The sequence below is a fragment of the Pedobacter endophyticus genome, assembly GCF_015679185.1.
In the GTDB taxonomy this organism is placed as follows: Bacteria; Bacteroidota; Bacteroidia; order Sphingobacteriales; family Sphingobacteriaceae; genus Pedobacter; species Pedobacter endophyticus.
The window spans coordinates 1,298,401-1,324,408 of the sequence record NZ_CP064939.1 but is presented as its reverse complement, the minus strand read 5'-3'; the positions used below and the strand labels follow the sequence as shown (position 1 = coordinate 1,324,408).

The window sequence follows — 26,008 nt, the reverse complement described above, 5'->3', positions numbered from 1 at the left end:
TTTAATCTTTCAGCTTTTGCCTTTCCGCTTTAGTCTTTAGTCTTTCCGCTTTCACCTCTACGCCGCTACTTCCCTCAAATCTACCGCTACAACCCTCGAAACGCCTTGCTCAACCATGGTAACACCATAAATAATGTCGGTGCTTGCAATAGTACGTTTGTTGTGAGATACGATAATAAACTGCGACTGGTCGGAGAACTTGCGGATGATGTTATTAAACTTATCGATGTTCGTATCATCCAATGGTGCATCAACCTCATCGAAGATACAAAATGGTGCGGGTTTTAAAAGATAGAGCGAAAACAGCAGGGCAGTAGCCGTCAACGTTTTTTCGCCACCCGATAATTGGTTTATCGATAAGGGCCTTTTGCCTTTCGGACGGGCAATAATGTCGATATCGGCCTCCAACGGATTGTTTACGTCAGACAAAATCAAGTCGCAGCTGTCTTCCTCGTTAAACAGCGAACGGAAAACGACGATAAAATGTTCACGGGCTTGTGTAAACGCCTGCATAAACTTTTCTCTGGCTGTATCGTCGATTTCCTTTATCGTTTGCAAAAGATCGGTTTTAGCTGCATTGAGATCTTTTTTCTGGTTTTGGATAAACGTGTAACGTTCTTCCATTTCTTTAAAGGCCTCCATTGCCATCGAGTTAATGGCGCCAAACTCATCCAGTTGGCGTTTCATTTTTTCAACTTTCTGGCGGATCTCAAATTCACTTTCCAAAGCCTCAGTTTCTGTTTCCGTCTCTAAAAGATCGTTGATATCAATGTTAAACTCCACAGCCAAACGCTCTTTCAGCGAGTTTAAATCTATTTTTAGGGCGTTTTTCTTATCCTTAATCTCAGTTAAAAGGAAATCGGTTTCCTCACGGTTTTTACGGATAGTGGTCAGGTTGTTTTCAACCTCGTTAATGTTACCCTTGCTTTCAAAATATGCCTTTTCGGCTTCTGCAAGCGCCTTTTCCATTTCCTCTCGTTGCTGATACATTTCGAGAAGCGTATCGTCGCTTAAATCGGTATGCTGTAACGTCTCGGTAATTTGTGCAAGCGTTCCCTGCAACTCTTTTTCGTTTTGGGCAATTCGTTTATTTAGTGCCTCCTCCTGTACAAAGCGATAATCGAGATCTTTTTCTAAGCCCGAAAGCTTATTTTGCTGTTGGTGAAAACGGATATTATCTTGATTGTATTTTCCAGCAGAATCATTAACCTGATCAGCAAGTTCCTGATAATTGAGTTGCTGCTCTTGCAGGTTTACGTGGTCTTGTTGTTGCCTTTTCTGCAAGTCGACCAAAGCGGGCAACTTTTCGGAAAGCGACTTTTCTATCGACACGATTTTTTGAGCAATATCGGTTTTTCGGTTTTCGCTTGTGGTAATAAACTCCTGATATTGATCGCGACGTGTTTGTACAGAAATTTGCTCATTGCTCAATCGGTTCAATTCCTGTTGCAGCGTATTAATCTGATTAACTTTTGAGGCTTCCTTCAGGTTAAAGATAGTATCCGTTTCAGTTGTAATTGCGGCATTATATTGATTAATCAGCGCTTCTGATGCCTTGATCTCTTTGGCTAAATTCTCTAAATTTTTAGCACGACCAATGCGCTTTCCCTCAAACAAACCTACTGAACCGCCTGCCAAAGTAAATTTGGTTTGTGCATACTTGCCGTTTTTGGCCAAAATGGTAATGCTTTCAGTCGGGCTAACCTTAAAGATACTTTCCTGCTCTGCAACGGCAATATACACGTTTTGCAAAAGGAGGTTGCAAAGGTGCTGATACTTTTTATCAACCTCGGTAACTGATAAAGCTGAAACCAATCCTTCATGATCGCCTAGCGTAGGGGTTTTATCGGGAATATGCTCTAAAATAAAAAAGTTGGCCCGCCCGCGACTGGCATCTGTAAGTAAATTGATTGCCTGTACGGCATCGGCATATTTTTCAACCACATAATGGTTCATTACAGGCTCGAGGTAATTTTCTATGGCAATTCGGTAATCTTCGTTACAGAAAAGAATATCAGACAGGAGCAAGGCGCTTTTGGCAAAGGCAGTGTTCTTTTTAAGGAAGCGAATCGATTCGGGAAAGCCCTCTAAACTATCTACAAGTGATTTCGTCAGGTTATATTCGTTCTGCTTGGCATCCTTTTTTCGGTTTTCGGCCGTTAGTTTTTCCTTATTCGAGCTTAAGTTGATTTCGGATTGCGCCAGTTTTTCTTTCAGCACCTCCTCGGCCTCTTTCAGTTGCTTAATGGAGCTTTGCTTTTCTGCAACCTGAATATCGAGCTCGGCCAAAGCATGGTCAAAAGCCTTTAATTCTAACGTTTTGGTTTCCGTATCATCAACATTTCTATTGGTTTCTTGTACCAAGGCATCCTTTTGAATATTTAGAATGTCAATTTCCTTTTGAGATTGGTAAACCTGATTTTGCAGATCGCTAACCGATTTCACCAAGTTATCGATCCGGTTTTTTTCAGTTTGCTGCTGCTCACGGAGGGTGTCAAGCGAAGATTTCAAAAGTTTCAGGTCCGATTCTAGCTTGTTAAAAACTTCTGTTTCCGTTAAAACCTCTTCGTTTAAACGCTTGATGTTGTATTTAATGTGATTGATTTGGTTTTTATCCTTTTCCAGCTCTCCGGCCAAACGAGTTTCCTTTTCTTGTAAGAAACGCATTTGTTCGTTCTTCACTTTCTTCTCACTTTCGTAAGCCCTGATTTTTGAAACCAGTTCATTCGTAGCTTTTTGCTGAACGGAGAGATTTTTTTCCTGATTAATGCTGCCAAGCTTTAATTTTTGCAGTTCAGCTTCTTGGGTATCTATTTTAGTGCTCAGCTCGGTTCTTAAAACCTGTTGATGTTGTTCCTGAGCTTCAAGCGCATTTAAATCGGTACGGAAAAATGCAATGCGATGAGTGGCCAATTGAACGCTCAACTCGCGATATTGCTCTTTTAACTTGTAATACCGCTCGGCCTTACGGGCTTGGTTTTCAAGCGTTTTTAGATTCTTTTCAATCTCGAAAAGTAAATCTTCAACGCGTTCTAAATCCCCTTCAGTGTCTTTTAGCTTATTAAATGTTTGGCGCTTACGGAGCTTGTACTTCGAAATTCCCGAAGCCTCTTCAAACAACGAACGGCGACTGTGCTCTTTGTTGGTAATGATTTCATCAACCATTTTCAACTCGATAATCGAATAGCTGTCCGAGCCAATTCCCGTATCTAAAAATAAGTCGGTAATATCTTTTAAGCGACATTGAACGTCGTTTAAGCGGTATTCGCTATCGCCATTTCGGTACAGTTTTCGCGTAACGGTAACCTGCGAATAGGCTGTTGGAAGTATGTTTTTAGTGTTATCGAAGCTTAGAGACACTTCGGCCAGCTGTGCTTGCTTGCGGTTTTTTGTGCCATTGAAAATGATGTTTTCCATCTTTTCAGAGCGCAACGCTTTGGTGCTCTGTTCGCCCAAAACCCAGCGCATAGCATCAATTACGTTCGATTTTCCGCAACCGTTCGGGCCTACAATAGCCGTAACTCCCTCATTAAAATTGATGGTCACTTTGTCGCCAAAGCTTTTAAATCCTTTAATTTCTAACTTAGTGAGTTGCATGGTTTGAGTCCGGGAAAACGGAGGCCAATAATAATCATAATTTTGGGGTTTTTCAAGAGCCCCACCCAACCTCTCCCTATGAAAAAGCCTCACCCTTTGAAAAGCTAGTGGTAAGGCAAATTGGTAGCGGCCCTCTCCTTGAAGAGAGGGTTTTTGGGGCTCGGTGGGTAAAATACCTCTCCCTACGAAAGGTGGTGGTAAGGCAAATTGGTAGCGGCCCTCTCCTTGAAGAGAGGGTTTTTGGGGCTCGGTGGGTAAAATACCTCACCCTTTGAAAGCTAGTGGTAAGGCAAATTGGTAGCGGCCCTCTCCTTGAAGAGAGGGTTTTTGGGACAGTACTCAAAACCCAAAGGTTAAATTCGCTTTTTACAACACTGCTCGGATTTAAGGTTCAAACCACTTTACCGTTGTTTCCCTCTCTCCCGGAGAGGGACTCGCACTTTAGAGCAACACTCACATACGTTGTTAGGGTGAGGCTCTTTGTTTCCCTCTCTCCCGGAGAGGGACTGGCACTTTAGAGCAACACTCACATACGTTGATAGGGTGAGGCTCTTTGTTTCCCTCTCTCCCGGAGAGGGACTCGCACTTTGGAGCAACACTCACATACGTTGATAGGGTGAGGCTCTTTGTTTCCCTCTCTCCCGGAGAGGGACTGGCACTTTAGAGCAACACTCACATACGTTGATAGGGTGAGGCTTGGGTGAGGATTACTTTACAATCATCAGCTTCGCAAACTTTAGCAATAGTTGCTTATTGCCCAATCCTTGAAAAAACACGGTTGCTTTTACATCGGGCAGAGTGCCTTCTAAACTGATAATTTTGCCGAAGCCAAACTTTTCGTGCTCTACTTCCATACCCCCTTGAAACTCGTGCGGCTGCGATGGTGCAAAGCCGGGCGACGGAACGTGCGCTTTGGCCAGTAACGAAGTTGTTTTCGGGCGAACGGGTGGGGTAGAGGTTGTGCCTGCAGGCTTGGGCTTACTAAAAAAATCACGCGGTTGCGAAGTCCAGGTTTTGCGCTCATCATCGAAATTCCCCTCAAAAACATTGCTTTTGGCGGGTTTGACGTCTAATTCTAAAAATCTTGGATTGATCTCATTGATGAAACGACTAGGCTCACAATTGGTTAACGTTCCCCAACGGTAACGAGAAGTAGCGTAGGTAATCGTTAATTTTATCTCCGCACGCGTAATGGCCACGTAAAACAAACGACGCTCTTCTTCCAAATCGGAACGCGAGTTAACCGACATCTGCGACGGGAACAGGTTCTCTTCCAAACCAACAATAAATACGTTTTTGAACTCCAAACCCTTGGCCGAGTGAATTGTCATCAGCGAAACCGTATCCTTGTTTTTATCGCCGTCCTTGTCATCGTTGGTTAAAAGCGCCACATCCTGCATAAAAATATCAAGACCTTTTTCCTCAATATCCTCACGCTCGGCAAACTCTTTTATACCGTTTAATAATTCCTGAATATTTTCGTACCTCGCACGTCCTTCAACACTATCATCGGTGTATAATTCTTTTAAAATGCCCGCGTGTTGTGCAATAAACAACGCAGAATCGTAGGCATCCAGCTTTTTGGCCTCTGCCTGAAAGCTCTGCACCATCATGGCAAAATCGTTCAGTTGATTTGCCAAACGGCCATCAACATATTGATGTGCATTGGATATCACATCCCACATCGTCACGTTGTTTTGATCGGCAGCAACGATGATTTTATCCACCGAAGTATCGCCAATTCCACGTTTCGGATAATTAATTACCCTTTTTATCGCTTCCTCGTCTTTCGGGTTGAAAGTTAACCGGAAATAAGCAATTAAATCCTTAATCTCCTTGCGTTGGTAGAAAGAGGTTCCGCCATAAATTTTATAGGGAATATTCAGCTTGCGCAAGCCTTCCTCCATGGCCCTGCTTTGTGCATTTGTACGGTACAGGATCGCAAAATCGTGGTACTGGTAACCTTTCAGGCCACGCTCCTGAAGTATCGATTCGGCAACCAACTTTCCCTCTTCATTATCGGTAAACGCACGCGAAACCTTAATTCTATCACCTTCAACATTCTCCGAAAAAACGTTCTTTTCCAGTTGATTTTTGTTGTTGGCGATGATGCTGCTTGCGGCATCCACAATATTTTGGGTAGAGCGGTAGTTCTGCTCCAGTTTATATACTTTTAAATCAGGATAATCGCGTTCGAAATTGAGAATGTTTTGAATATTCGCCCCACGGAACGCATAAATACTTTGCGCATCATCGCCTACCACGCAAATATTTTGGTAAGCGGCTGCAAGTTTTTTAACAATGGTGTATTGCGAAAAGTTCGTATCCTGATACTCATCCACCATTAAATACCTGAATTTTTGCTGGTATTTGTTTAAAACCTCCGGATGCTCTTTCAATAAGATGTTCGTTTTGAAAAGCAAATCGTCGAAATCCATTGCCCCCGCCCTAAAGCAGCGTTTGGCATAAGCTTCGTAAATCTGGCCCATCAACGGGCGCTTATTTTGAATGTCTTCCGCCTGAATCTGGTCGTTTGCCTGGTATTCGCCCCACGAAATCAGGTTGTTCTTCGCAGAAGAAATCCGCCCGTAAACAAAGTTTGGCGCATACAGCTTATCATCTAGCTGAAGCTCTTTTAAAATTGCACGGATTACACTTTTGCTATCATCCGTATCGTAAATGGTAAAGTTATTCGGATAGCCAATTTTTTCGGCCTCAACACGTAAGATCTTCGCAAAAACCGAGTGAAAAGTGCCCATCCAAATGTTCTTCGCCTCAGCGCCAACCACCTTGCTAATACGCTCACGCATATCCTTACTCGCCTTGTTGGTAAAGGTTAAAACCAAAATGTTAAATGGGTCAGTTCCCGTCTGAATCAGGTGCGCCACACGATAGGTAATTACACGCGTTTTGCCCGAACCTGCACCCGCAACTATCATTACCGGCCCTTTAGTGTTCTCTACTGCTGCTCTTTGTTGTGGGTTTAATCCTTCTAAATAATCCAAGTCGACTCCTGTTTTTTTGAGGTTCAAAAATAACAATTCTCAGGGCTTTTTGCGAACGGTGTTGGTAATTAGTTGGCGTTGAAGTGTGTTTTATAACCCGCTTCATTGACTTTTTACGGTGAATAGCTGACGGACTCAATTATTTCGCTTTGGGCAAAAGTGCCTCCACGGGCATTTAAAAGTACCTCCGAGCACCAATTTGGTGCTCGGAGGTACAAAAAGGTAGCTCGGAGGTATTAAAAGGTAGCTCGGAGGTACAAAAAGGTAGCTCGGAGGTATTAAAAGGTAGCTCGGAGGTACAAAAAGGTAGCTCTGAGGTACTAAAAGGTAGCTCGGAGGTAGAAAAAGGTAGCTCAGAGGTACTAAAAAGTAGCTCGGAGGTACAAAAAGGTAGCTCGGAGGTATTAAAAGGTAGCTCGGAGGTACAAAAAGGTAGCTCGTAGGTATTAAAAGGTAGCTCGGAGGTACAAAAAGGTAGCTCGGAGGTACAAAAAGGTAGCTCGTAGGTATTAAAAGGTAGCTCGGAGGTACTAAAAGGTAGCTCGGAGGTATTAAAAGGTAGCTCGGAGGTAGAAAAGAGCGTGGGTCTGTTCATTAAACTGTGTCAATTGTCATCCGATAACTATCGGATCTGAGCCTTTCGACTTCGCTCAAGATAAACTCAGTCGAAGACCCTTTCTATAGGATAAAACGAAAAATATCTGTCCTTCGACTGAGCCTGTATTGAGCGTAGTCGAAATGCTCAGGATGACAATATTTTTTCGTTTTATCCTTAACTTAATAGCATTGGAGACGCTACGACGAGGTAGTTTAAAGTTATTAATTTTCTTTTTGACACAGTTTAATGAACAGACCCTTTCATGTTTACTGCGCTAAAAGATTGCTTCACCCCAACGCACCGTCATTTCGCTTCGTTCGCAAAGACGACTCATTTATTTAGAATAAACCTCAGACCTTCGACTGCGGACTCTGGACTCTGGACTTCGGACTCCAAACTCCCAACTCCCAACTCAACACTCCCAACTCCCCAAATTGGCTTTTTCGAAAATAAAAATGCACCTTTGCGAACCGCAATAAAGGTTTAGGCATGTAACAACGTTAAGGAATTTATTTATGGAAGAACTGGTTGTAGATGAAATTCAGGAACTACTTGATAAGGAGGATGATAAAGGCTTGAAGCGTTATCTTGATGAACTGAATATCTCTGATGTAGAAGAGCTGATCGATGAACTTCCACAATATGCAGCCAAGTTTATCGAAACCATATCTTTAAACAGGGCTGTAAACGTTTTCAGGATTCTTGATTTCCCCACGCAAGAGCGAATAATCAAAAAACTTTCGGGCAATAAACTGAACCAAATCATAAAAGATTTGCCGCCCGATGACCGTACCGCACTCTTTAGCGAACTGAAAGGCGATGTGGTTACAAAAATGATCGCACTTTTGCCTGCCGAAGAGCGCAAGGAATCGCTTGCTCTTTTAGGTTACGAAGAGGATAGTATTGGTCGTTTAATGACGCCTGATTATATTGCTGTTAAGCCAGAGTGGACGATAAGTCGGGTTTTGGCGCACATTCGTCGCTATGGCAAAAACTCCGAAACCATCGATGTAGTTTATGTCATCAATAAAGACGGCGTTCTGCTTGATGATATTCGGATTCGTGAGGTGTTATTGGCCGATCCCGATGGAATTATTGGCGAGCTGACCGATAAACGTTTCATTGCGCTAAAGGCAAACGATCCGCAAGAAGATGCCATTAGTATTTTTCGTATGAACAATCGCGTGGCTTTGCCCGTTGTTGATGAAAGTAACATCCTTTTGGGTATTGTAACTGTTGATGATATCCTTTGGATCGCTAACGAAGAATATACCGAGGATATGCACAAAATTGGTGGTACCGAGGCTTTAGATGAGCCTTATTTAGATACATCAATATTTAACCTGGTAAAAAAACGAGTCGGATGGCTTGCTATTTTAATGCTCGGCGAAATGCTTACCGCAACCGCAATGGGCTTTTTCGAGGGGCAAATTCACAAAGCAACCGTATTGGCCTTATTTATTCCCTTAATTATTTCTTGTGGCGGTAACAGCGGCTCGCAGGCATCAACGCTAATTATACAGGCCATGGCATTGGGCGAAGTTACCATTAAAGATTGGTGGCGTGTAATGAACCGCGAAATTACCTCCGGCTTCCTTTTGGGGTTCTGTTTGGGGTTAATCGGCTTCTTGCGGATTTTCGTTTGGCACTGGGCCGCTCCAAATGTATATGGCGAGCATTGGGTGCTAATTGCCGCGACAATTAGCGTTTCGCTGGTTTTTGTAGTGCTTTGGGGTTCGCTGAGCGGATCAATGTTGCCAATTTTACTCAAAAAACTCGGCGCCGACCCGGCTACTTCTTCCGCTCCATTTGTAGCCACACTGGTCGACGTTACCGGACTGATTATTTATTTCAGCTTTGCCCTCCTGTTTTTAAAAGGCGTTTTACTATAAATCATACTCATGCAACAAAAAATAACAACACTTTTTACTGATATCGGGGGCGTTTTACTTACCAATGGCTGGGACCGACAGGCACGGGGAGAAGCCGCGGTTCTTTTTAACCTCGACTCTGTAGATTTGGAGGAACGCCACCATTTAACTTTTGATACCTACGAAGTTGGCAAGCTAACGTTGGATCAATATCTGGAACGGATCGTTTTTTTTGAAGAACGTACATTTACTTACGATGATTTTAAGGAGTTTATGTTCAGTAAGTCGTTGCCCTATCCTGATATGATTGCCTTGATTTGCGATTTGAAAAAGAAATATAACCTTAAAGTTGCCGTAATAAGCAATGAGGGGAGGGAGCTTAACCAATACCGGATCTCGACCTTTAAACTTAATGAGTTTGTCGATTTTTTTGTTTCCTCGAGCTTTGTACATTTCCGCAAGCCCGATGCCGATATATTCAACGTGGCAATAGACATTTCGCAAAGCGACGTAGCAACCAGCTTGTACATCGACGACAGGATGTTGTTTGTTCAGGTTGCAGAGGGCCTCGGCCTAAAAGGGATTCATCACACTACTTACGAAGATACAAAAGCGCAGCTGGCGGCTTTTGGATTGGAAGTTTAGGTTTTGCAAGCGGGCTTCGCTAAGTTTCCGTCATTCCCAAAGTCAGTTCTAGAAAAACAAAGGAGTTGCGATGAAAATCTTAATGCTGTCATCCTGAGTGCAACGAAGGATCCGTAAGCGATGAAAAACAAAACGCCAATAATGTACTGCCTTAAAATTGGCGGAGTAAGTGGGCAAGTAGGGTGAGATGTAGGTTGCGGATGCTTCGTTCCTCAGCATGACAAAACAGGTGCTGTCGATGGTAGCTTGTACTGCTAGCTATTAGATGACGACCGGCTTAAAAACTTCGTTCATATTGATTCTTTTATTAAAAAATTGAAACTCAGCATGACAAAACCGTTGCTGCCGCCTCGGCGAAGCAGTTCCGTGCTTTCCCCCTTTTCCGTGGCAAAAAAGTATGCGCCCAAAAGCGCCTGCTGTGGCACTAAGCCCACCAATTGCTCAAATAGATATTCCTAAAAGTTGTGCAATAAATTTAATTGTCTAACTTAGTCCTTAGTTATTTAATTTAAATTTTAAACTTTTATGAAAAAAATTTTAACGTTCTTATTTGTATTAACAGCGCTTAGTTTCAGCGCTTGCAAAAAAGGACAAGACGGTGCTGACGGTGCCGCAGGCGAACAAGGAATCAAAGGTAAAGACGGCAGTACCATGTTGAGTGGTACAGGAGCTCCGGCAGCAAGCTTGGGTGTAGCTGGCGATTATTACCTCGACAAAAGTACAGCCGAATTGTACGGACCAAAAACTGCCACAAGCTGGCCAACGCCAATTAGCTTAAAAGGCAGTACTGGGGCAACCGGAGCAACGGGGGCCACGGGTGCAACAGGAGCTACTGGTGCAACGGGAGCTACTGGTGCAACAGGTGCTACAGGAGCAACGGGTGCACCTGGTTCAAAAATCCTAAGCGGAACATCCGCGCCAGCCTTATCTATCGGTGCCGTGGGCGATTTTTACTTCGATACAGCTAACCTAGCCTTTTATGGCCCAAAGATGAGCACAAGCTGGGGTAATGCCATCAGTTTAAAGGCTGATAATTCAATCACCACATTTTTGTATAACAATCAAAGTTTTGATAGTGTTAAATTAGTTGATTCTACGGTAAACACTTATGTCACGCCCAATACAACCGAATATTATTTAGAGGGCTTCAAAACAATCAAAATCAGTCATCCAAATTATTTTAGCGCTTATAATACTGGAATAGTCATTATACGTATTAAGCAAAGTGGAAATTCTAACAGTTATTGGGCCACGGAAATCGATGTTGAAAACTTGCCTTATGATCAAACTACTAGGAGACGTGATAATATTTCTATTTATGGCGGTGAAGATGAAGATGGTATGATTCAAAACGACAAAACCATAATTTTTGGGAACCAATCTACAGAGGATCCCAAGGGAGATAAGCTTAAGAACTTTAAATTTGACGTCAAAGTAGTCTGTATCCCAGCAGGTATTGTCCTCGAAATGAATACCAAAAACATCAACATTAAAGATGCTAACGCAGTAGCTAAATATTTAAACCTTAAAAATTAATTAAGCATAAAAAAACCTCGTAAGTCTTAAAACTTACGAGGTTTTCTTTTTTAAGGAGCTTTAAGATCGGCTACATTCACCTTAAACCTTACACCCTAAACCTTATACCTTACGCCCTTCTACACGTTAAACCTAAAGTGCATAATATCGCCATCTTCAACCACGTAAGTTTTGCCCTCAACACCAAGTTTCCCCGCTTCTTTACAGGCATTTTCAGAGCCAAGTGATACAAAGTCGTTATATTTAATTACCTCAGCACGGATAAACCCTTTTTCAAAGTCGGTGTGAATTACGCCAGCCGCTTGCGGTGCTGTAAACCCTTTCGTTATGGTCCAGGCCCTAACCTCTTGTACACCCGCAGTAAAGTAAGTATAGAGATTCAATAATTTATATGCTGCACGAATCAATTTATTTACGCCCGATTCATCTAAACCTAAATCGGCTAAAAACTCCTGACGCTCTTCGTAGCTTTCCAGCTCGGCAATTTCCGATTCAATTTTTGCAGAGATTACCAAAACCTCAGCCTTTTCGTCAGCAACATTCGCTTTAACCAAATCAACGTATTTGTTTCCTGTAACAACCGAAGCTTCATCAACATTACAAACATACATTACAGGTTTCTGCGTTAACAAACCTAAATCTTCAATAAAATCGAAATCTTCTTGAGACAGGGAAGCAGTACGAATAGATTTTCCGCTTTCTAAGTGCGCTTTAACCACGGTTAAAATCTCGTAAGTGCGTTTAGCTTCCTTATCGCTGCCCGTTTTAGCCATTTTCTCAACCTTTTGAATACGTTTGTCAACAGTATCCAAATCTTTCAGCTGTAGCTCAGTATCAATAATTTCTCTATCGCGAATTGGATCTACAGAGCCATCGACGTGGATCACGTTTCCATCGTCGAAACAGCGCAAAACATGGATAATGGCATTGGTAGCACGAATGTTTCCTAAAAACTGATTGCCCAATCCTTCACCTTTCGATGCACCTTTCACCAAACCTGCAATATCCACAATTTCAATCGTGTTTGGCTGAACCTTGTTTGGCTTCACCAACTCAGCGAGTTTCGTTAATCGCTCATCAGGAACTGTAATCACCCCAACGTTAGGCTCAATGGTGCAAAAAGGGAAATTTGCCGCTTGTGCTTTCGCGTTTGATAAACAGTTAAAAAGTGTCGATTTACCCACATTTGGTAAGCCAACAATACCACATTGTAATGCCATTTATTTAGTCTTTAGTCCTTAGTCTTTAGTCAATAGTCTTTAGTCGAGAGTATTAAGTTTGCAGTTGCCAATTTGCAGTTCTCAGTTGCCAGTTGCCAAATCGCTTTCGCCTTTCTGCTTTCCGCTTTTGCTTTTCTGCTTTAGTCTTTCCGCTTTCCGCTTTCTGCTTTAGTCTTTCCGCTTTAGTCTTTCCGCTTTCCGCTTTCCGCTTTCCGCTTTCCGCTTTCCGCTTTCCGCTTTCCGCTTTCCGCTTAAAAATCGGGCAAAGATAAGCTTTTAAAATCTTTATTTAAAGGTGATGATTTGCGGTAGATAGATATTTTATCTAAGTTTATCGAAAATTAGAAAGATGACCGAAGAATTTGAACAGCAGGAACCCGCTGAAGTGAAGCTAATTGTGACTGAAGAAATGCGAAGCTACCTTTATGATATTACCAAATGGGCTAAATTTTTATCAATTATAGGTTTCATAATTGCTGCATTGCTTATTTTGATTGCGTTCAGTATTCCGTCGTTAATGTCAAGTACGCCTGGGTTAGCAAAGCAACTGGGCGCCTTAGGGCAGGGCGGATCAACAATGATTACCATACTGTACGTACTGCTTGGCCTCTTTTATTTTTACCCAAGTGTATTACTTTCAAAAATTTCTAACAACGGCAAGCAAGGCGTGCTTTTTGGCGATCAGGAAAGCCTTAATACATCAATAGCCAGTTTAAAATCGCTGTTCAAATTTTGGGGAATCGTTACCATTATTGTCATTGCCAGCTATTTCTTATTGGTCTTTTTAGTTGCTGGCGGAATGGCCGGAGCTTAAGTATTCATCAGAAATTATAAGTCATCCGATGAATATCAGCATGTTGCACGGTACTCATCGGATGACTACGACAATATTAATTCAGAAAGGAAAGATAATCAGTTCTTTGGATTGTTTTAGTCCGTATCCATTCATTTACCGGCTAAATTCCGAAAAAAGAAAAAGCCTCCGTTGGTTAAACAAAGGCTTTAATGTATAGCAATATTTTACTTGAAATTTAATTAAAAAGAAAAATCATCAGTTGTTCTGGCTGATGGTTCACCATTTTCAGAGAATTCGTAACGCTTTTCAACAACATCTTGATGAGTTTTAATATAGTCGACAGTTTCGTTGAGGCCTTCTGTAAATTTCTCAAAATCTTCTTTGTATAAAAATATCTTGTGTTTTACAAATACACCGTCTTCTAATCTTTTCTTGCTCTCGGTAACTGTTAAATAATAATCACCTGAGCGAGTAGCCTTCACGTCGAAGAAATAAGTTCTTTTACCTGCTCTTACTTTCTTAGAAAAAACTTCTTCTCTTTCCTTGTTGTCGAATTCTCCCATGGTTGGTAATAATGTGGTTTTTGGTTTCGGTAAATATAAAGCAAATATTTAAAGTTCAAAATACAATTTTGACACAATTTAAATACCTTTTGTTTCTTCCTCCAAAAGTTGGTTGTTATAAAGGTCTGTATAGGCCCCATTTAAGCTAAGTAATTCGTTATGTGTGCCTTGTTCGATGATTTTACCGTCATCCAACACCAGGATTTTGTCTGCATTTTTTATTGTGGATATGCGGTGGGCAATCAAAATTGTTATTCTTCCCTGCATAATCTTACCCAGATTTTGTAAAATATCTTCCTCTGTTTTGGTGTCAACCGCCGATAAACAATCGTCGAATATTAATATTTTGGGCGATTTTATTAATGCTCTGGCTATAGAAACGCGTTGTTTTTGTCCGCCAGATAATGTTATGCCGCGTTCGCCGAGCATAGTTTCAAATTTCTCATCAAAATCGATGATGTTATGATAAACCGATGCATTTTTTGCTGCATCAAAAACCTCATCGTCAGTAACCTGATCAAGTCCGAAGGCGATATTGTTTTTAATCGTGTCTGAAAAGAGAAAGACTTCCTGCGGTACAAATCCGATTTGGCCGCGATAGTTTTTCAGGTTCAAGGCTTTTATCGGCTGTCCGTCGACGGTAATTTGGCCTTGCTCAACATCGTACATTCGCATCATCAGGTTGGCCATCGTCGATTTTCCTGATCCGGTTTTCCCTATAATTGCAACAAACTCACCGCTTTTAATTTCGAAACTCACATTTTTTAGGGCCTGAATCCCGGTATCGGGGTAGGTAAACGATACGTTTTCGAACCGGATATGTCCATTAATTTCCGTTTCGTCGTTGCTCTTCGATTGAATATCTGGTGGAATATCCAAAAACTCGTTGATTCTTTTTTGAGAGGCGGCCGCACGCTGAACTAATGAGGTTACCCATCCCAACATGGTAACGGGAAAGGTGAGTTGGGTAATGTAAATGATAAATTCGGCGATGTTTCCGGCGGTGATGTTACCGTTGATAACCTGCATGCCCCCAATGTAAATGGTTAAAATGGTGCTTAACCCGATTAACAAAAGCATAGTTGGGTAAAACAGGGCAGACACTTTTACCAGGCTCATGGAGTCTTTTTTATACTCGTTACTCTGAATTTCGAACATATTCCGTGTATAATCCTCCCGCACGTACGATTTGATAATTCTTATTCCCGAAAAACGCTCCTGCACAAAGCTCGATAAATCGGAGAGGCGCTCCTGAATTTTTCCGCTCTTTTTAAAAATAAGGGTGTTAACATAGTAGATAATAATCACCAAAAAGGGGAGTGGCAAAAGACAATAAATGGCGAGTTTGGAATTAACATCAAACATCGACCAGATAATGAGCACGGAAAGAACAAAGGTATTGATCGTGTACATAATTGCCGGCCCAACATACATTCGAACCCGGTTTACATCTTCGGTGGCCCGGTTCATTAAATCGCCGGTATTGTTTCGGCGGTAAAAACCGAGACTCAGCTTTTGATAATGCTGATAAATGTCGTTTTTCATATCAAACTCAATGTGCCTGGACATGAGGATGATAGTTTGACGCATAAAGAAAAGGAACAGGCCCCTTAAAATGTATAATAGAACAACCAAAAGGCCGAAATACAACAGGTTACTACTAAAAATATCATAAACAATTTCCTGGCGGTTGAAGCCGCTGAACAGATTGTAAACGTGTACATTTTCGGTAATTAAATCTACTGCATAACCAATTACCTGAGCGGGCACCACACCAAAAATATTCGATATAACTACAAAAATACTTCCCGGAATTATCCACCATTTATATTTTAAAAAGTATTTATTTAATCTGCTCAGATGTTTCATGCCTTACAAACTTAGCTAATTTTGTTATTTCATTTCGAAAAATCATCGCCATTGGTGCAAGCTTTAAAAAGTAATGACATTTTTTTATTTTTGATGATGCAGTTCCTTATTGATGCCATAAAAACGACACTTACCAAAACCAAGGTTGAACAACTAGCCGCAATTGCATCTGCCGAAACTTTTTCAGCTAAGGATTTGATCGATTTGAGCTTCGATGACGATGAACAGATTGGTTTCCGTGCGGCATGGATTTTGGAACGCATTTATTCTAATCATCAGGAAAGATTTTTGCCAGATGTAGATTACTTTTTAGCGAAACTGCCCTCGCAAACCAACCTTTCGGCATTGAGACATTACGTCAAAATTTTAGCCTTTATGACAAAGAAAAATGCGTCTCCAATGATTAAGGACATCATTGAAGCTTACGATACCGAATCTATTGTAGAAGTGGTTTTTGGGTGGTTAATTGATGATAAAATCCCTGTTGCGGTCAAATCTCATTGCCTAAATATTCTGGCTAATTTTAATCGCAAACACAGTTGGATTAAGGATGAGCTTATCGAAACGATGGAATTTTTGATCGATAAAGAAAGTATCGCTTTTTTCGCCAAGGTGAAACAGATCAGGAAGCAGTTTTCAGTTTGCAGTTGATAGTTTTCAGTTTGCAGTTGATCGTTTTCAGTTGACAGTTTTCAAGTGGCAGATTTTTAATTTATTGTTTCCTAAAGTTGCTTATAGCCCTGTTTTCGGACTTTCCCAAAGGGATGCCCTTGGCACTGACTCCCGACCTCGGACTTTTTCTTTAGTCTTTTAGCTTTACGCTTTGAGCTTTGAGCTTTCTGCTTTAGTCTTTCAGCTTTTAACAGCTTTTAGTTACTTTTACCAAATGAGCGCAGCATACGAAACCATCGTTAAAATTATAAAGGAACGCAGGAGTATTTTCCCGGCGAGTTATATCAAAAAAGAAATTCCGGTTGAGGTTATCAGTCAAATCCTCGACACCGCCAATTATGCGCCGACACATAAACTGACGCAGCCCTGGCGCTTTGTGGTAATCAGAAAGGGCGGTCTGGCCAGATTAGGGGCAGAGTTGGGCAGGCTGTATAAGAACTTAGTTTCGCCCCAGCAGTTTCTTCAAAAAAAGTTCGACAGCTTTGCTGAGAAAACCGAACAGGCAGATTGTATCATTGCCATTTGCATGCAGGTGAGCGGTAAAATTCCGGAGTGGGAAGAACTGGCCGCAGTTTCTTGTGCTGTTCAAAATATGGCCTTAACTGCCGAAAGCTTAAAAGTTGGTGCATATTGGAGCTCGCCGCCATTAATTGATGACTTGGGAGAATTTCTCAATTTGAGCGAAAACGAAAAATGCATTGGGCTGTTTTACATGGGCTATCACAATGAACAACCGTGGAAACCAAATCGTACACCAATGGAAGATAAAGTGCGTTGGATCGAGGGGTAGTCTTTAGTCTTTAGTCTTTAGTCTTTGAAAAAAGGCAGGGCAAGTTAGCAATTTAACAATTGAGCAATCAAAACAATTAACCAATTCACATCAATTAACCAATTAAATGTCTCCAATCTCTAATCTCAAAGCTACGTTATATCAACAGTGCTTAACCTTTATTCAAAACCGGATAGAGAACATCGAGTATTCGATGCAGCAGGCACGGCAAGCATCAAACGATGATACCAAAAGTAGCGCTGGCGATAAATACGAAACCACCCGCGAAATGATGCAACAGGAAATGGATCGTAACGGCAAATTGTTGTACGAGGCTGGTCAGCAGAAAATAGCTTTGCAGCAAATTGAAAATGTAGACGCGGCAAAGGAAGTGAAGAATGGTAGTTTAGTGCTTACAACTGGCGGAAACTTTTACATCAGCATCAGTGCAGGCGAGTTAAAGGCCAATGGGCAAACCGTTTTTGCAGTATCGCAGGCGGCCCCAATTGGCAGGCTTTTTATCGGCAAAAAAGTAGGTGATGAGCTAAACTTTAACGGCAAAAAGTACCTGATTCAAGAAATATTATAGCGGTTACGTTCTGAGGAACCAAGAAAAGTCAATGCAATTTACCAGAGGGAAGATAATTGGTCTGTCTCCCTTGTAGTATTATTCCATACCATGTGGCCTATGTATCTGTGTGGTCGATTTATTGTAAATGCCGTTTATGCCTGCGGCCATTCTTATTAAACTAAAGCTTTATTGAGCACTACCCAATCTTCATTCTTTTCGTAAAATCTCGCTTTAAGTAGCCTTTTAAATCAGCATAAGGAATAAAAACAACGATTTGTCCTTGCGCATAACTCGCCACCTCATACGGATTATACATAAACGCAAGTCCGAAGCTGTTAAAATAAAAATTATCGTTCGGCTTAATGAAATCATCAAACAGTACAGTGCTAATCGGATCGCCTGATTTGATATGATAATTTTTCCGAAGATTTTTTTCTAAAATACGTTGTAGAGTATTAGAATCTATTTCCACAACGTCCCTCAAAGCCATTCGCCTTTTGTTTTTTACATCGAGGCAATACATCGTGCTGGCGTAATTGCCGTGAGCCCCACCCGTATAGGCGTCGACAAAATAATCGATTACCACATAACCATTATCATTATACGCCAGCGATTGCGCACTGTTGTTGGTATAATTCATCCACTGCATAAAACCCCTGTCAGGCCCATCTTTTTGCTGGTCGGCAATTTGGCTTTTATAATCTGCAAAGTACGCGCTGCTGATGTTTGCGAAACCTGCTTTTCTATCTCCATTCACACTGTCCAACCCTGCAATGCGCTTCAATTCACTATCTAACCAGCTGGCATTGGCATTGTTTTCCTTCGGTTGAAGATAGGTAACACTAATCTCCGCAACAGGCGATTTTTGGTTTTTCTCCTCTGCTTTAACCGAATCCTGGTAGCGCCCTGCCGCAAACTGATAACTTCCGTCCGGATAGTTTTCTTTTAAAACAACCGGAAAGCTTTTGTTATCCTTATCGTTTTTCCAGTTGCCGGTGAAGCCGTTCCCAGTCCACTTAAGGCCAATTCTCGATTGCTTCGCATCCTTATCAACATAAGAATCGTAGAAGCCGTTTTCTAACAAAACCACACTATCTTTGCTAACTATTGTATCGGTAGAAAGGCGCAGCCAGGCACCGCTGTAATAATATACACCGCTATAATCTCCATCTACCCGTTGCAAATGCATAACCACAGGTTTACCGGCAATAGTTCCCTCTAATCTTTTATAAAATGAATCGCTAAGTTCTGTGTGAACGTTGGCGCTATCGGCGGTTTCGCCGTTTTTGTTTTTATTTGAATTATTACAAGCAGATAATAACAGTAGGCCAAGAAAGCCGGTATATAGAAAGTTTCTCATAATCTGGGTTGATAACTATGTTAATCTACGTTTAACTTCGGCTTTTGTTTTTACGACGTTTAAATTTCAAATTGACAGAGAAAAGAAAGAGGCTGTTTCAACAGTCGACTTTTAGATTTCCCTTCCAAATTAAATCCGATAGCTATCGGATTCGCGTTGCGTTCCATAACCTCTCCCTATCAACGTTTGGGTTAAAAGCAATGCCTCTGCTTTCCCTCTCCTCGAGGAGAGGGGTGTACAGACAGCGCAGAAAACACCGCCATTAAAGGGAGAGGTTTAAGGCGCCAAATAAAATTCTGAGCTTTGGGTGTTGTTTTGCTTTTTGAGACAACCCCTCTTAAATTCTTAGAAACTGTTTTTAATGCTGTTACTTAGTGTTTTTGGCGACCAGTAACCGCTTGCTATAATTCGGCGGATGGTAAACAGCGGATCCTTTTCATCACGCTTTGTCGATAATTGAAAAGCCATTCTGAAACCACGTTTCTTTAATTCCGGAATCCCTTCTGCATTCCATAAGCCAAAGGGATAGGCAAATTCGGTCATTTTTTTGCCTGTAATCTCTTCCAGTTTCTTGGTTGGTTTATCCAGTTGTTCTTCCCAATCTTTGCCAGCGTATTTTTTAAAGTTTTTATGATCGTAAGTATGCGAGCCAATTACATTTCCTTCGTCGGCCAATTGCTTAATTTGCTCTTTGGTCATGTAATCTACAAATTTCCCTTTTCGGCCAATTGAAACCGTCATGATAAAATAAACCGCCTTAAAGCCGAGTTTATCTAACGTTGGGCGAACAACAGTAAACTGATCCATGTCGGTATCATCAAAAGTAAGCATAATCGGCTTGCTTGGTAAGGCCGCTCCGGTGTTTAAATAGGCATACAACTGATCGGGCAAAATGGTGTGGTAACCGCTATCAGCCAGCATTTTCATTTGGTCTTTAAAGTTCTGTATTTCCACAATATAGTCTTTGCCAACTTTTCCATCAGTAGGTTTCCAGTTCCTAACCTGGTGATAACATAAAATCGGCACCTGTTTTCTGGCTAAAATGGTTTTGGCATCTGCCACTTTAATTTTCGAAACATCTACTGTTGCAGGTGCATCTTCAGCAACGCTGGCTGTTTTCTCGGTCGAATCTGTAGGCGTTTTACTTTCTGTTTGAGATTTTGATTGGCAACCGGCCAGCACAATCGCTGCAGCCGTTATAATAGGGAACAATTTGTATTTCATGGTGATTTATAAGGCTACAAAACTAAAAATTCCGCTAAATTATTCGCCTTTCAAGAGCGCAATGTTGATAAATACTTTATTTGTCTTTTTTTGCACACTTAAATAACTGTTTTATTACAATGGTTAATGATAAAATAGGCTATTATTGAATAATTTAGCGCCTCAAACAAACCTTAATGAACAAACTTTCTAAACTTCTAGTTTGTGCGCAGTTTTTATCCCTAACGCTGATGGCACAAACCAAAACCTTTACAATAACCGAGAATATTCAGCAACAGCCTAAAGCGAACTATCAATTGGCTGCGCGGTTTTCGCCCAATAAGCTAAAAAAGATGGTGTATTCCACCTCTGTAGATCCGCATTGGCTTAAACTGAGCAATCGTTTCTGGTACACCTTTGAAAGTCCCGGCGGCAAATTTTGGTATCTTGTAGATCCCACAACAAAGTCGAAGAAAACGATGTTCGATAATGCAAAGCTTGCCTCAGCTATCACTTTGGTTGTTCGCGACCCATTCGATGCAGAGCACCTGCCGCTCGAAAATGTTAAGTTTGCTTCCGATGAAAAAAGCATCACTTTTGAGGTTAAAAGCTCAATTGATGAATTGAAAAAAGATAGAAAAGACAAAAAAGCTGCGGATTCGATGCAGAAAAAAATCTTTTCGTTTAAATACGACCTGGCAACGGCAAAGGTTACCGAAATACCAAACTACAGCAAGCCAAAACCGAAACCCAATTGGGGGTCGGTAGCGCCCGATTCTTCGGCCATTATCTTTTCACGCAATTATAATTTGTATTGGATGGATAAGGAAAACTACAAAAAAGCGGTTAAGAATGAAGACGACAGCACAATTGTAGAACACCAACTGACTAAAGATGGGGTTAAATTTTACTCGTACGGAAGCGATGGAGATGGCGAAAATAATGTGGAGAACGAGAAAAACAACAAAAAACGCAGGGGCGCTTATGTGCTGTGGTCGCCAAATTCTAAATACTTTGTTTTAGATCGTACCGACTCGCGTAAAGTAAAAGATTTATGGGTAATAAACAGCGTAACAGCGGGCAGGCCCACGTTAGAAACCTACAAATATCAAATGCCTGGCGAAGCGGAGGCCCCTCAGGATGAAATTCTGCTCTTCGATTTTGCCGCTAAATCGTATAAAAAACTAAACGTTGCCGCCTTTAAAGATCAAAGTGTTTCTATTTGGAGCAAGCCAGAATTAGCCAAAGACAGAGACAACGAATTCCGTCCGTCGATTTGGTTAGGCAACGATAGTCACTTCTATTTTTCGCGTACCAGCCGCGATTTGAAACGTATTGATATCGGCACGGTGGAAATAGCTACAGGAAAGGTAACTCCGTTAATCGACGAGCGTTTTAATACTTATGTTGAGGTGAACAGACCGGGGTTGGTAAACGATGGAAAGGAACTGATTCACTGGAGCGAGCGCAATGGTTGGGCACATTTTTATCTGTTCGATGGAAACGGCAAACTGAAAAACCAGATTACCAATGGTTCATTTCATTGCGAAAGTATTGTAAACATCGATGAAAAAAACCGCGTATTGTATTTCACTGCAAATGGCCGCGAGGTAAAAGAAGATCCTTATTACGTGCATTTGTATAGCGTTAATTTCGACGGGTCGAACATGAAATTGCTCAATGCCGGCGATTTCGATCATTCATCGAGCATGAACGACAACAATTCGTTTTTTGTAGATAACTACTCGAGGGTAAATACGGCGCCAAAATCGTCGTTATATGATAGAAACGGAAGAAAGGTGATGGAACTTGAAACCACCGATCTATCGCTGTTAATGTCTGCTGGCTACAAATTTCCTGAGCCATTTAAGGTAAAGGCCGATGATGGAATTACCGATTTATATGGTGTAATGTACAAACCGTTTGATTTCGATCCGAACAAAAAATACCCCATTATCGAGTATGTTTATCCTGGTCCACAAACCGAGGCCGTAAACAAGGCGTTTAGCAAAAGTATGGATAGAACCGATCGACTGGCCCAGTTTGGCTACATTGTAGTTACGGTGGGTAACCGTGGCGGAAATCCATCGCGATCTAAATGGTACCACACTTTTGGTTATGGCAACCTTCGCGACTACGGTTTGGCCGATAAAAAAACCGCTATTGAGCAGTTGGCCTCAAAATACCCCTACATCGACGAAGATAAGGTGGGTATAACTGGTCACTCCGGTGGTGGTTTTATGTCGACAGCCGCTATGCTCGTATATCCCGATTTCTTCAAAGCTGCGGTTTCTAATGCCGGTAACCACGATAACAGCATTTACAACCGTTGGTGGAGCGAAAAACACCATGGCGTGAAAGAAGTTATTTCGTTAAAAGGCGATACCTCGTTCAAGTACAGCATCGATAAAAATCCCGATTTGGCAAAAAACCTTAAAGGACACTTATTGCTGATGCACGGCGATGTTGATAACAACGTTCATCCGGCAAATTCTATCCGTGTGGCAAATGCACTCATGAAAGCTGGCAAACGTTTCGATTTTCTGATCATTCCCGGTCAGCGCCACGGCTTCGGCGACATGACAGAATACGCGTTCTGGAAACTGGCCGACCATTTTAATAAATACCTGATTGGCGATTTCTCCGATCCAAGCGAGGTCGACCTTGTAGAAATGGATAGAGACATTGAACAAAACGGGAAACCGCAGAAATAGTGTTTTCAAAGTTACTAACGCTACTTTGCAAACCGGCGATTAGCGTTAGTAACTTTTATTCACCAAATACGTCATCCGATGGGAAGCCGATTTTCATCCATCTTACCCGTCATCCGATAGCTATCGGATGCGAGGCCGATTTTTCATCAGCTGTGGCAATCTCTTTGTAGCAATTTACTAACCTTTCCTTTTGCACACCAATTAGCGTTAGTAAATAAGTCAATTTCTTTCTAGAAAAGCAATGTTCTGTAATGCTTCGGTTATTTCAGCCCTGCTTTCTGTTGCAAGTTTTTTGTTGCTCACAAGCTCTGCTCGGCCCGACAACAAAAAAGCTTTCCACGCCAATCAGGTTTAGTTTAGTTATGGCAGTGAATAGGAAGCACCGTTGATTTAAGGGCGATTTTCATCGGCTATGACAAACTTTGTTTATTAGCAAATTAGAATAATGCGGTTATTCACCGCAAATTTGCGGTGAATAATTTAATTTATCGCCGCAAACGGAGGAAACTGATTCTGAAATGCTGCATCTTTTTTTGATGCTGATTTTTCATAAGCTTTAGCACATTATTCGAATAACTATACAAATGATTTGTTACGCTTTTTAACAAGATTGATCTTGAGTAAATTTTACTCTTTACCGTAACTTCGGTATGAGGTTGCTTTTAAGCATTTCTTAGCCATTTGTCAATTTCTTCTAGAATTGAAAGGATATTTATATAATCCCCCATTATTTTTGAGGGAGCATTATATGTCTTCGTGATTCCTTTTAGATGGGTATGTGCTGCGTCATTTCTAATTCCTTTCAGATTTTCTAAATAGGATTTAAGTAAAGTTATTCTTGCTGTCTTCTCCAGTTCATTTTCCAACTTTTCGACTTCAATCAGGCCGATGAGACTGATAAACATTGGACGTACATTGTTTTCATAATGGAATCCATTGTTTTTTTTTACTATTGACTTCTTGCAATAGTCCCTATTATGCGAGCTTAATAAATTTCTATTCGCATGACGAACTACAATATCGTCAAATGTTTCCTCAATCCATCCGCACAGTTCTATTAAAGCCATTTTGGAAAAATAAATCGTTTTCTTTTGGCTCTTAGAATGTAGATAGAGCTTTTCAAGTTCATGAAGAGATGCGCTGATGTAGGATTTAGCAATCATAACTTAACTAAAAATTTCTATTGCTCTATTGATGCGGGTGATAACCTTATCTTTTTGAGCAAGTCCTTCTTTAAGACTGTCTAAAGAGAATAGCTGGTCTTCCAGAAGGTCATGATATTTTGCCATTAGCTCGTCATCCTCTTGAATCTGTTCAAGTGCATTTATATTTCTAGCAATGCCAACGAAAAGAGCTTCTGTTGTGGCTTTACTTAATCTTTGGATCGGATTATTTTGCAATATTCTTACGTATAAGATTGACATTGTCCGAGTAAAAAGATCCATATACTCATCAATTTTTTCTAATGTAGCTCTTTTATTGTGATCCATAAATTCATTTAAGAATTTAGCTAGCTGGCCCTTGTAAGACGTAACATTATATGTAAAAGCGATAAATCTCAGAACTAGTTCTTCGTTTGAGAAGCGATCAATTTGCTGAGGATGTACATCGAAAACAGAAGTGTAAATATCTGAAGTTACCGCCTTTTTTAGAAATGTATTGAATGATCCATTATAAATGCAATTTCTTATTTCTTGATTAGAAAGTTTACTACCTCCGGTATTTAGTCTATGAAAAATAGTAAACAAATAGTTCATATGGCTCTTTTTTGAATAATCACACCTCAAAACCGTTATTGGTAAAACAGTATTTTGGACTTTGGTATAGAGGTCGTTATATCTTATTTTAATAAAGACATTGGTTTTTCCGGAAATGCGGTCGTCGATATCTTCCAATTTGGAAAGCTTCCATTCATTTGTTACTTCTGCATCTAAAAACTTTACAATGCTTGAAATTCGTTGTAATCCATCAATTACAAATCTTTCTTGTGTTTTGTAATCAAGGCTTATACAAAGGCTGGGAATTGGAAGTTGCTTAACGACGGAGTCTACCAATCTGGTTTGCATAGTATTCGACCAAACAATGTCTCTTTGGAAGTCAGGTTTTATCTCAAGCTGACCACTTTGGTACATGCGTAATAAGTCAGCACAAGAACGTAATTCGTTATAAGCTACAATGTCTTCCGGAGGAAGTTCGTTATAATCATCAGTTTCTTCTTGAAGACCCTCGAAATGCAGTAGGTCCTCTACGGTTTCGATGTTTTCTGTCTCTTCAATCATAATTTTCGGTGTAATACATTTGTCACTATACTAGTCATTACTTCAACTTTGACAGTCACCACCACTTGTTCTATGGAAAATTCAAAACTAGAGCAATTACCAGAATTAATACGCTAATGTATAAAAACAGAATTACAATCGCTTACGGGAAACCGTAACCCACCCAATAATTTAATCTTCACTTGAAGCTTTAGTTGATAAGTCAACTAACTTTTCCAATATTGCTTTACTGATTTCACACCGTCAAACCGTTCTTAAACAAGCCATGTGCTGAGTTAAAGCTAAAATAACAGTCATCCGATGAATATTTGCATCTTGCTAGTTATTCATCGGATGACTCCTAACCCAAAATGACTTTTAAAACTGAGTTAACCCAAACCATACGCTTCGTTTCCCGCTCTCCCGAAGATGGATTTAAAGGTCAATTTAGCGGTGAAAAGACTGGTTTTTACCCGACGAATCTGCTGCGGCAACATCACGAATACTCTCCCCACAAGTTTAACTGTTTAAACCCAGTTGCAGCGGATACCGGCCCAGCGCTTAAAGCCTGCGGGCGCACGCGTGAACGAACGGGCAGCAATGCTATTGAGTTAAGGATAAATAAAAAATATTGTCATCCTGAGCGTAGTCGAAGGACAGATATTTTTTGTTTTATCCTATAAAAAAGGTCTTCGACAGGCTCAGACTGACAACTCCCAGAGACTTAACTTAATAGCATTCGGGCAGGTATGAGCGTAAGA

The 26,008-nt window shown here is 41.0% G+C and carries 18 protein-coding genes; 9 read left to right on the top strand and 9 right to left on the bottom strand.

The genetic code is table 11. The features are described 5' to 3' along the window. Positions 1 to 57 precede the first annotated feature (57 nt). Positions 58 to 3,597 carry a chromosome segregation protein SMC gene (gene smc / locus IZT61_RS05270; RefSeq protein ID WP_196100138.1) on the bottom strand — a complete coding sequence of 1,180 codons (3,540 nt, stop codon included), beginning with the start codon at positions 3,595 to 3,597 and terminating at the stop codon, positions 58 to 60. Between the two features lie 707 nt (positions 3,598 to 4,304). Continuing rightward, positions 4,305 to 6,602, bottom strand: coding sequence for an ATP-dependent helicase (locus IZT61_RS05265; RefSeq protein ID WP_196100137.1), 2,298 nt, complete (start codon positions 6,600 to 6,602; stop codon positions 4,305 to 4,307). Positions 6,603 to 7,715: 1,113 nt separating this feature from the next. Here IZT61_RS05265 and mgtE point away from each other — a divergent pair. From mgtE to IZT61_RS22185, 3 genes are all read left to right on the top strand, one after another. Next, entirely contained in the window at positions 7,716 to 9,092 is a 1,377-nt protein-coding gene (gene mgtE / locus IZT61_RS05260; RefSeq protein WP_196100136.1) for a magnesium transporter, read from the top strand. A 9-nt stretch (positions 9,093 to 9,101) separates the two neighbouring features. Further along, positions 9,102 to 9,716, top strand: a complete 615-nt coding sequence (locus IZT61_RS05255) for an HAD hydrolase-like protein (RefSeq protein WP_196100135.1) — start codon at positions 9,102 to 9,104, stop codon at positions 9,714 to 9,716. A gap of 525 nt (positions 9,717 to 10,241) precedes the next feature. Beyond that, positions 10,242 to 11,252: a hypothetical protein gene (locus IZT61_RS22185; RefSeq protein ID WP_230383971.1), complete on the top strand. Its 1,011-nt coding sequence runs from the start codon at positions 10,242 to 10,244 to the stop codon at positions 11,250 to 11,252. A gap of 119 nt (positions 11,253 to 11,371) precedes the next feature. Here IZT61_RS22185 and ychF read toward each other — a convergent pair whose 3' ends face one another. After that, entirely contained in the window at positions 11,372 to 12,472 is a 1,101-nt protein-coding gene (ychF, locus tag IZT61_RS05245) for a redox-regulated ATPase YchF (protein ID WP_196100134.1), read from the bottom strand. 349 nt (positions 12,473 to 12,821) lie between these two features. Between ychF and IZT61_RS05240 the strand changes: the two genes are divergently transcribed. Continuing rightward, complete coding sequence (locus IZT61_RS05240; protein WP_196100133.1) at positions 12,822 to 13,286, top strand: DUF5362 family protein; 465 nt, start codon at positions 12,822 to 12,824, stop codon at positions 13,284 to 13,286. 221 nt (positions 13,287 to 13,507) lie between these two features. Here the strand turns inward: IZT61_RS05240 and IZT61_RS05235 are convergent, their stop codons facing one another. Together IZT61_RS05235 and IZT61_RS05230 are read right to left on the bottom strand one after the other, a co-directional pair. Continuing rightward, positions 13,508 to 13,831: a DUF3276 family protein gene (locus tag IZT61_RS05235; RefSeq protein ID WP_196100132.1), complete on the bottom strand. Its 324-nt coding sequence runs from the start codon at positions 13,829 to 13,831 to the stop codon at positions 13,508 to 13,510. Positions 13,832 to 13,909: 78 nt separating this feature from the next. Next, positions 13,910 to 15,700: an ABC transporter ATP-binding protein gene (locus IZT61_RS05230; RefSeq protein WP_196100131.1), complete on the bottom strand. Its 1,791-nt coding sequence runs from the start codon at positions 15,698 to 15,700 to the stop codon at positions 13,910 to 13,912. A gap of 93 nt (positions 15,701 to 15,793) precedes the next feature. Here IZT61_RS05230 and IZT61_RS05225 point away from each other — a divergent pair, with 93 nt between their 5' ends. From IZT61_RS05225 to IZT61_RS05215, 3 genes are all read left to right on the top strand, one after another. Further along, positions 15,794 to 16,351 (top strand): hypothetical protein, encoded by a 558-nt coding sequence (locus IZT61_RS05225; RefSeq protein ID WP_196100130.1) that lies wholly within the window; start codon positions 15,794 to 15,796, stop codon positions 16,349 to 16,351. 235 nt (positions 16,352 to 16,586) lie between these two features. Continuing rightward, a complete protein-coding gene (locus IZT61_RS05220) occupies positions 16,587 to 17,162 on the top strand; it encodes a nitroreductase family protein (RefSeq protein WP_196100129.1) in 576 nt (191 codons plus the stop codon). A gap of 106 nt (positions 17,163 to 17,268) precedes the next feature. Beyond that, on the top strand, positions 17,269 to 17,730 hold the full coding sequence (locus tag IZT61_RS05215; RefSeq protein ID WP_196100128.1) for a 3-oxoacyl-ACP synthase: 462 nt from the start codon (positions 17,269 to 17,271) through the stop codon (positions 17,728 to 17,730). Between the two features lie 178 nt (positions 17,731 to 17,908). Here the strand turns inward: IZT61_RS05215 and IZT61_RS05210 are convergent, their stop codons facing one another. Then, positions 17,909 to 19,072 (bottom strand): RsiV family protein, encoded by a 1,164-nt coding sequence (locus IZT61_RS05210; RefSeq protein ID WP_196100127.1) that lies wholly within the window; start codon positions 19,070 to 19,072, stop codon positions 17,909 to 17,911. Between the two features lie 345 nt (positions 19,073 to 19,417). Further along, the gene (locus IZT61_RS05205) at positions 19,418 to 20,296 is read right to left on the bottom strand and encodes a polysaccharide deacetylase family protein (protein WP_196100126.1); all 879 of its coding nucleotides are present in this window, start codon (positions 20,294 to 20,296) and stop codon (positions 19,418 to 19,420) included. A 176-nt stretch (positions 20,297 to 20,472) separates the two neighbouring features. On the opposite strand from IZT61_RS05205, the gene IZT61_RS05200 reads away from it, so the two are divergent. Next, the gene (locus tag IZT61_RS05200; protein ID WP_196100125.1) at positions 20,473 to 22,989 is read left to right on the top strand and encodes a S9 family peptidase; all 2,517 of its coding nucleotides are present in this window, start codon (positions 20,473 to 20,475) and stop codon (positions 22,987 to 22,989) included. Between the two features lie 662 nt (positions 22,990 to 23,651). On the opposite strand, the gene IZT61_RS05195 is transcribed toward IZT61_RS05200, so the two are convergent. Then, on the bottom strand, positions 23,652 to 24,152 hold the full coding sequence (locus IZT61_RS05195) for an endoribonuclease (protein ID WP_196100124.1): 501 nt from the start codon (positions 24,150 to 24,152) through the stop codon (positions 23,652 to 23,654). A 3-nt stretch (positions 24,153 to 24,155) separates the two neighbouring features. Beyond that, a complete protein-coding gene (locus tag IZT61_RS05190) occupies positions 24,156 to 25,268 on the bottom strand; it encodes a DUF262 domain-containing protein (RefSeq protein ID WP_196100123.1) in 1,113 nt (370 codons plus the stop codon). 350 nt (positions 25,269 to 25,618) lie between these two features. Here IZT61_RS05190 and IZT61_RS05185 point away from each other — a divergent pair, with 350 nt between their 5' ends. After that, positions 25,619 to 25,930 carry a hypothetical protein gene (locus IZT61_RS05185; RefSeq protein ID WP_196100122.1) on the top strand — a complete coding sequence of 104 codons (312 nt, stop codon included), beginning with the start codon at positions 25,619 to 25,621 and terminating at the stop codon, positions 25,928 to 25,930. Positions 25,931 to 26,008: the final 78 nt, after the last annotated feature.

Bases quoted from the DNA above. Each gene is read 5' to 3' on its own strand.
- IZT61_RS05240 (WP_196100133.1), top strand. From the start codon at position 12,822: ATGACCGAAGAATTTGAACAGCAGGAACCCGCTGAAGTGAAGCTAATT.
- smc (WP_196100138.1), bottom strand. From the start codon at position 3,597: ATGCAACTCACTAAGTTAGAAATTAAAGGATTTAAAAGCTTTGGCGAC.
- IZT61_RS05190 (WP_196100123.1), bottom strand. From the start codon at position 25,268: ATGATTGAAGAGACAGAAAACATCGAAACCGTAGAGGACCTACTGCAT.
- IZT61_RS05230 (WP_196100131.1), bottom strand. From the start codon at position 15,700: ATGAAACATCTGAGCAGATTAAATAAATACTTTTTAAAATATAAATGG.
- IZT61_RS05210 (WP_196100127.1), bottom strand. From the start codon at position 19,072: ATGAGAAACTTTCTATATACCGGCTTTCTTGGCCTACTGTTATTATCT.
- ychF (WP_196100134.1), bottom strand. From the start codon at position 12,472: ATGGCATTACAATGTGGTATTGTTGGCTTACCAAATGTGGGTAAATCG.
- IZT61_RS05235 (WP_196100132.1), bottom strand. From the start codon at position 13,831: ATGGGAGAATTCGACAACAAGGAAAGAGAAGAAGTTTTTTCTAAGAAA.
- IZT61_RS05220 (WP_196100129.1), top strand. From the start codon at position 16,587: ATGAGCGCAGCATACGAAACCATCGTTAAAATTATAAAGGAACGCAGG.
- IZT61_RS05215 (WP_196100128.1), top strand. From the start codon at position 17,269: ATGTCTCCAATCTCTAATCTCAAAGCTACGTTATATCAACAGTGCTTA.
- IZT61_RS22185 (WP_230383971.1), top strand. From the start codon at position 10,242: ATGAAAAAAATTTTAACGTTCTTATTTGTATTAACAGCGCTTAGTTTC.
- IZT61_RS05195 (WP_196100124.1), bottom strand. From the start codon at position 24,152: ATGATTGCTAAATCCTACATCAGCGCATCTCTTCATGAACTTGAAAAG.
- IZT61_RS05185 (WP_196100122.1), top strand. From the start codon at position 25,619: ATGACTTTTAAAACTGAGTTAACCCAAACCATACGCTTCGTTTCCCGC.
- mgtE (WP_196100136.1), top strand. From the start codon at position 7,716: ATGGAAGAACTGGTTGTAGATGAAATTCAGGAACTACTTGATAAGGAG.
- IZT61_RS05225 (WP_196100130.1), top strand. From the start codon at position 15,794: ATGATGCAGTTCCTTATTGATGCCATAAAAACGACACTTACCAAAACC.
- IZT61_RS05200 (WP_196100125.1), top strand. From the start codon at position 20,473: ATGAACAAACTTTCTAAACTTCTAGTTTGTGCGCAGTTTTTATCCCTA.
- IZT61_RS05255 (WP_196100135.1), top strand. From the start codon at position 9,102: ATGCAACAAAAAATAACAACACTTTTTACTGATATCGGGGGCGTTTTA.
- IZT61_RS05205 (WP_196100126.1), bottom strand. From the start codon at position 20,296: ATGAAATACAAATTGTTCCCTATTATAACGGCTGCAGCGATTGTGCTG.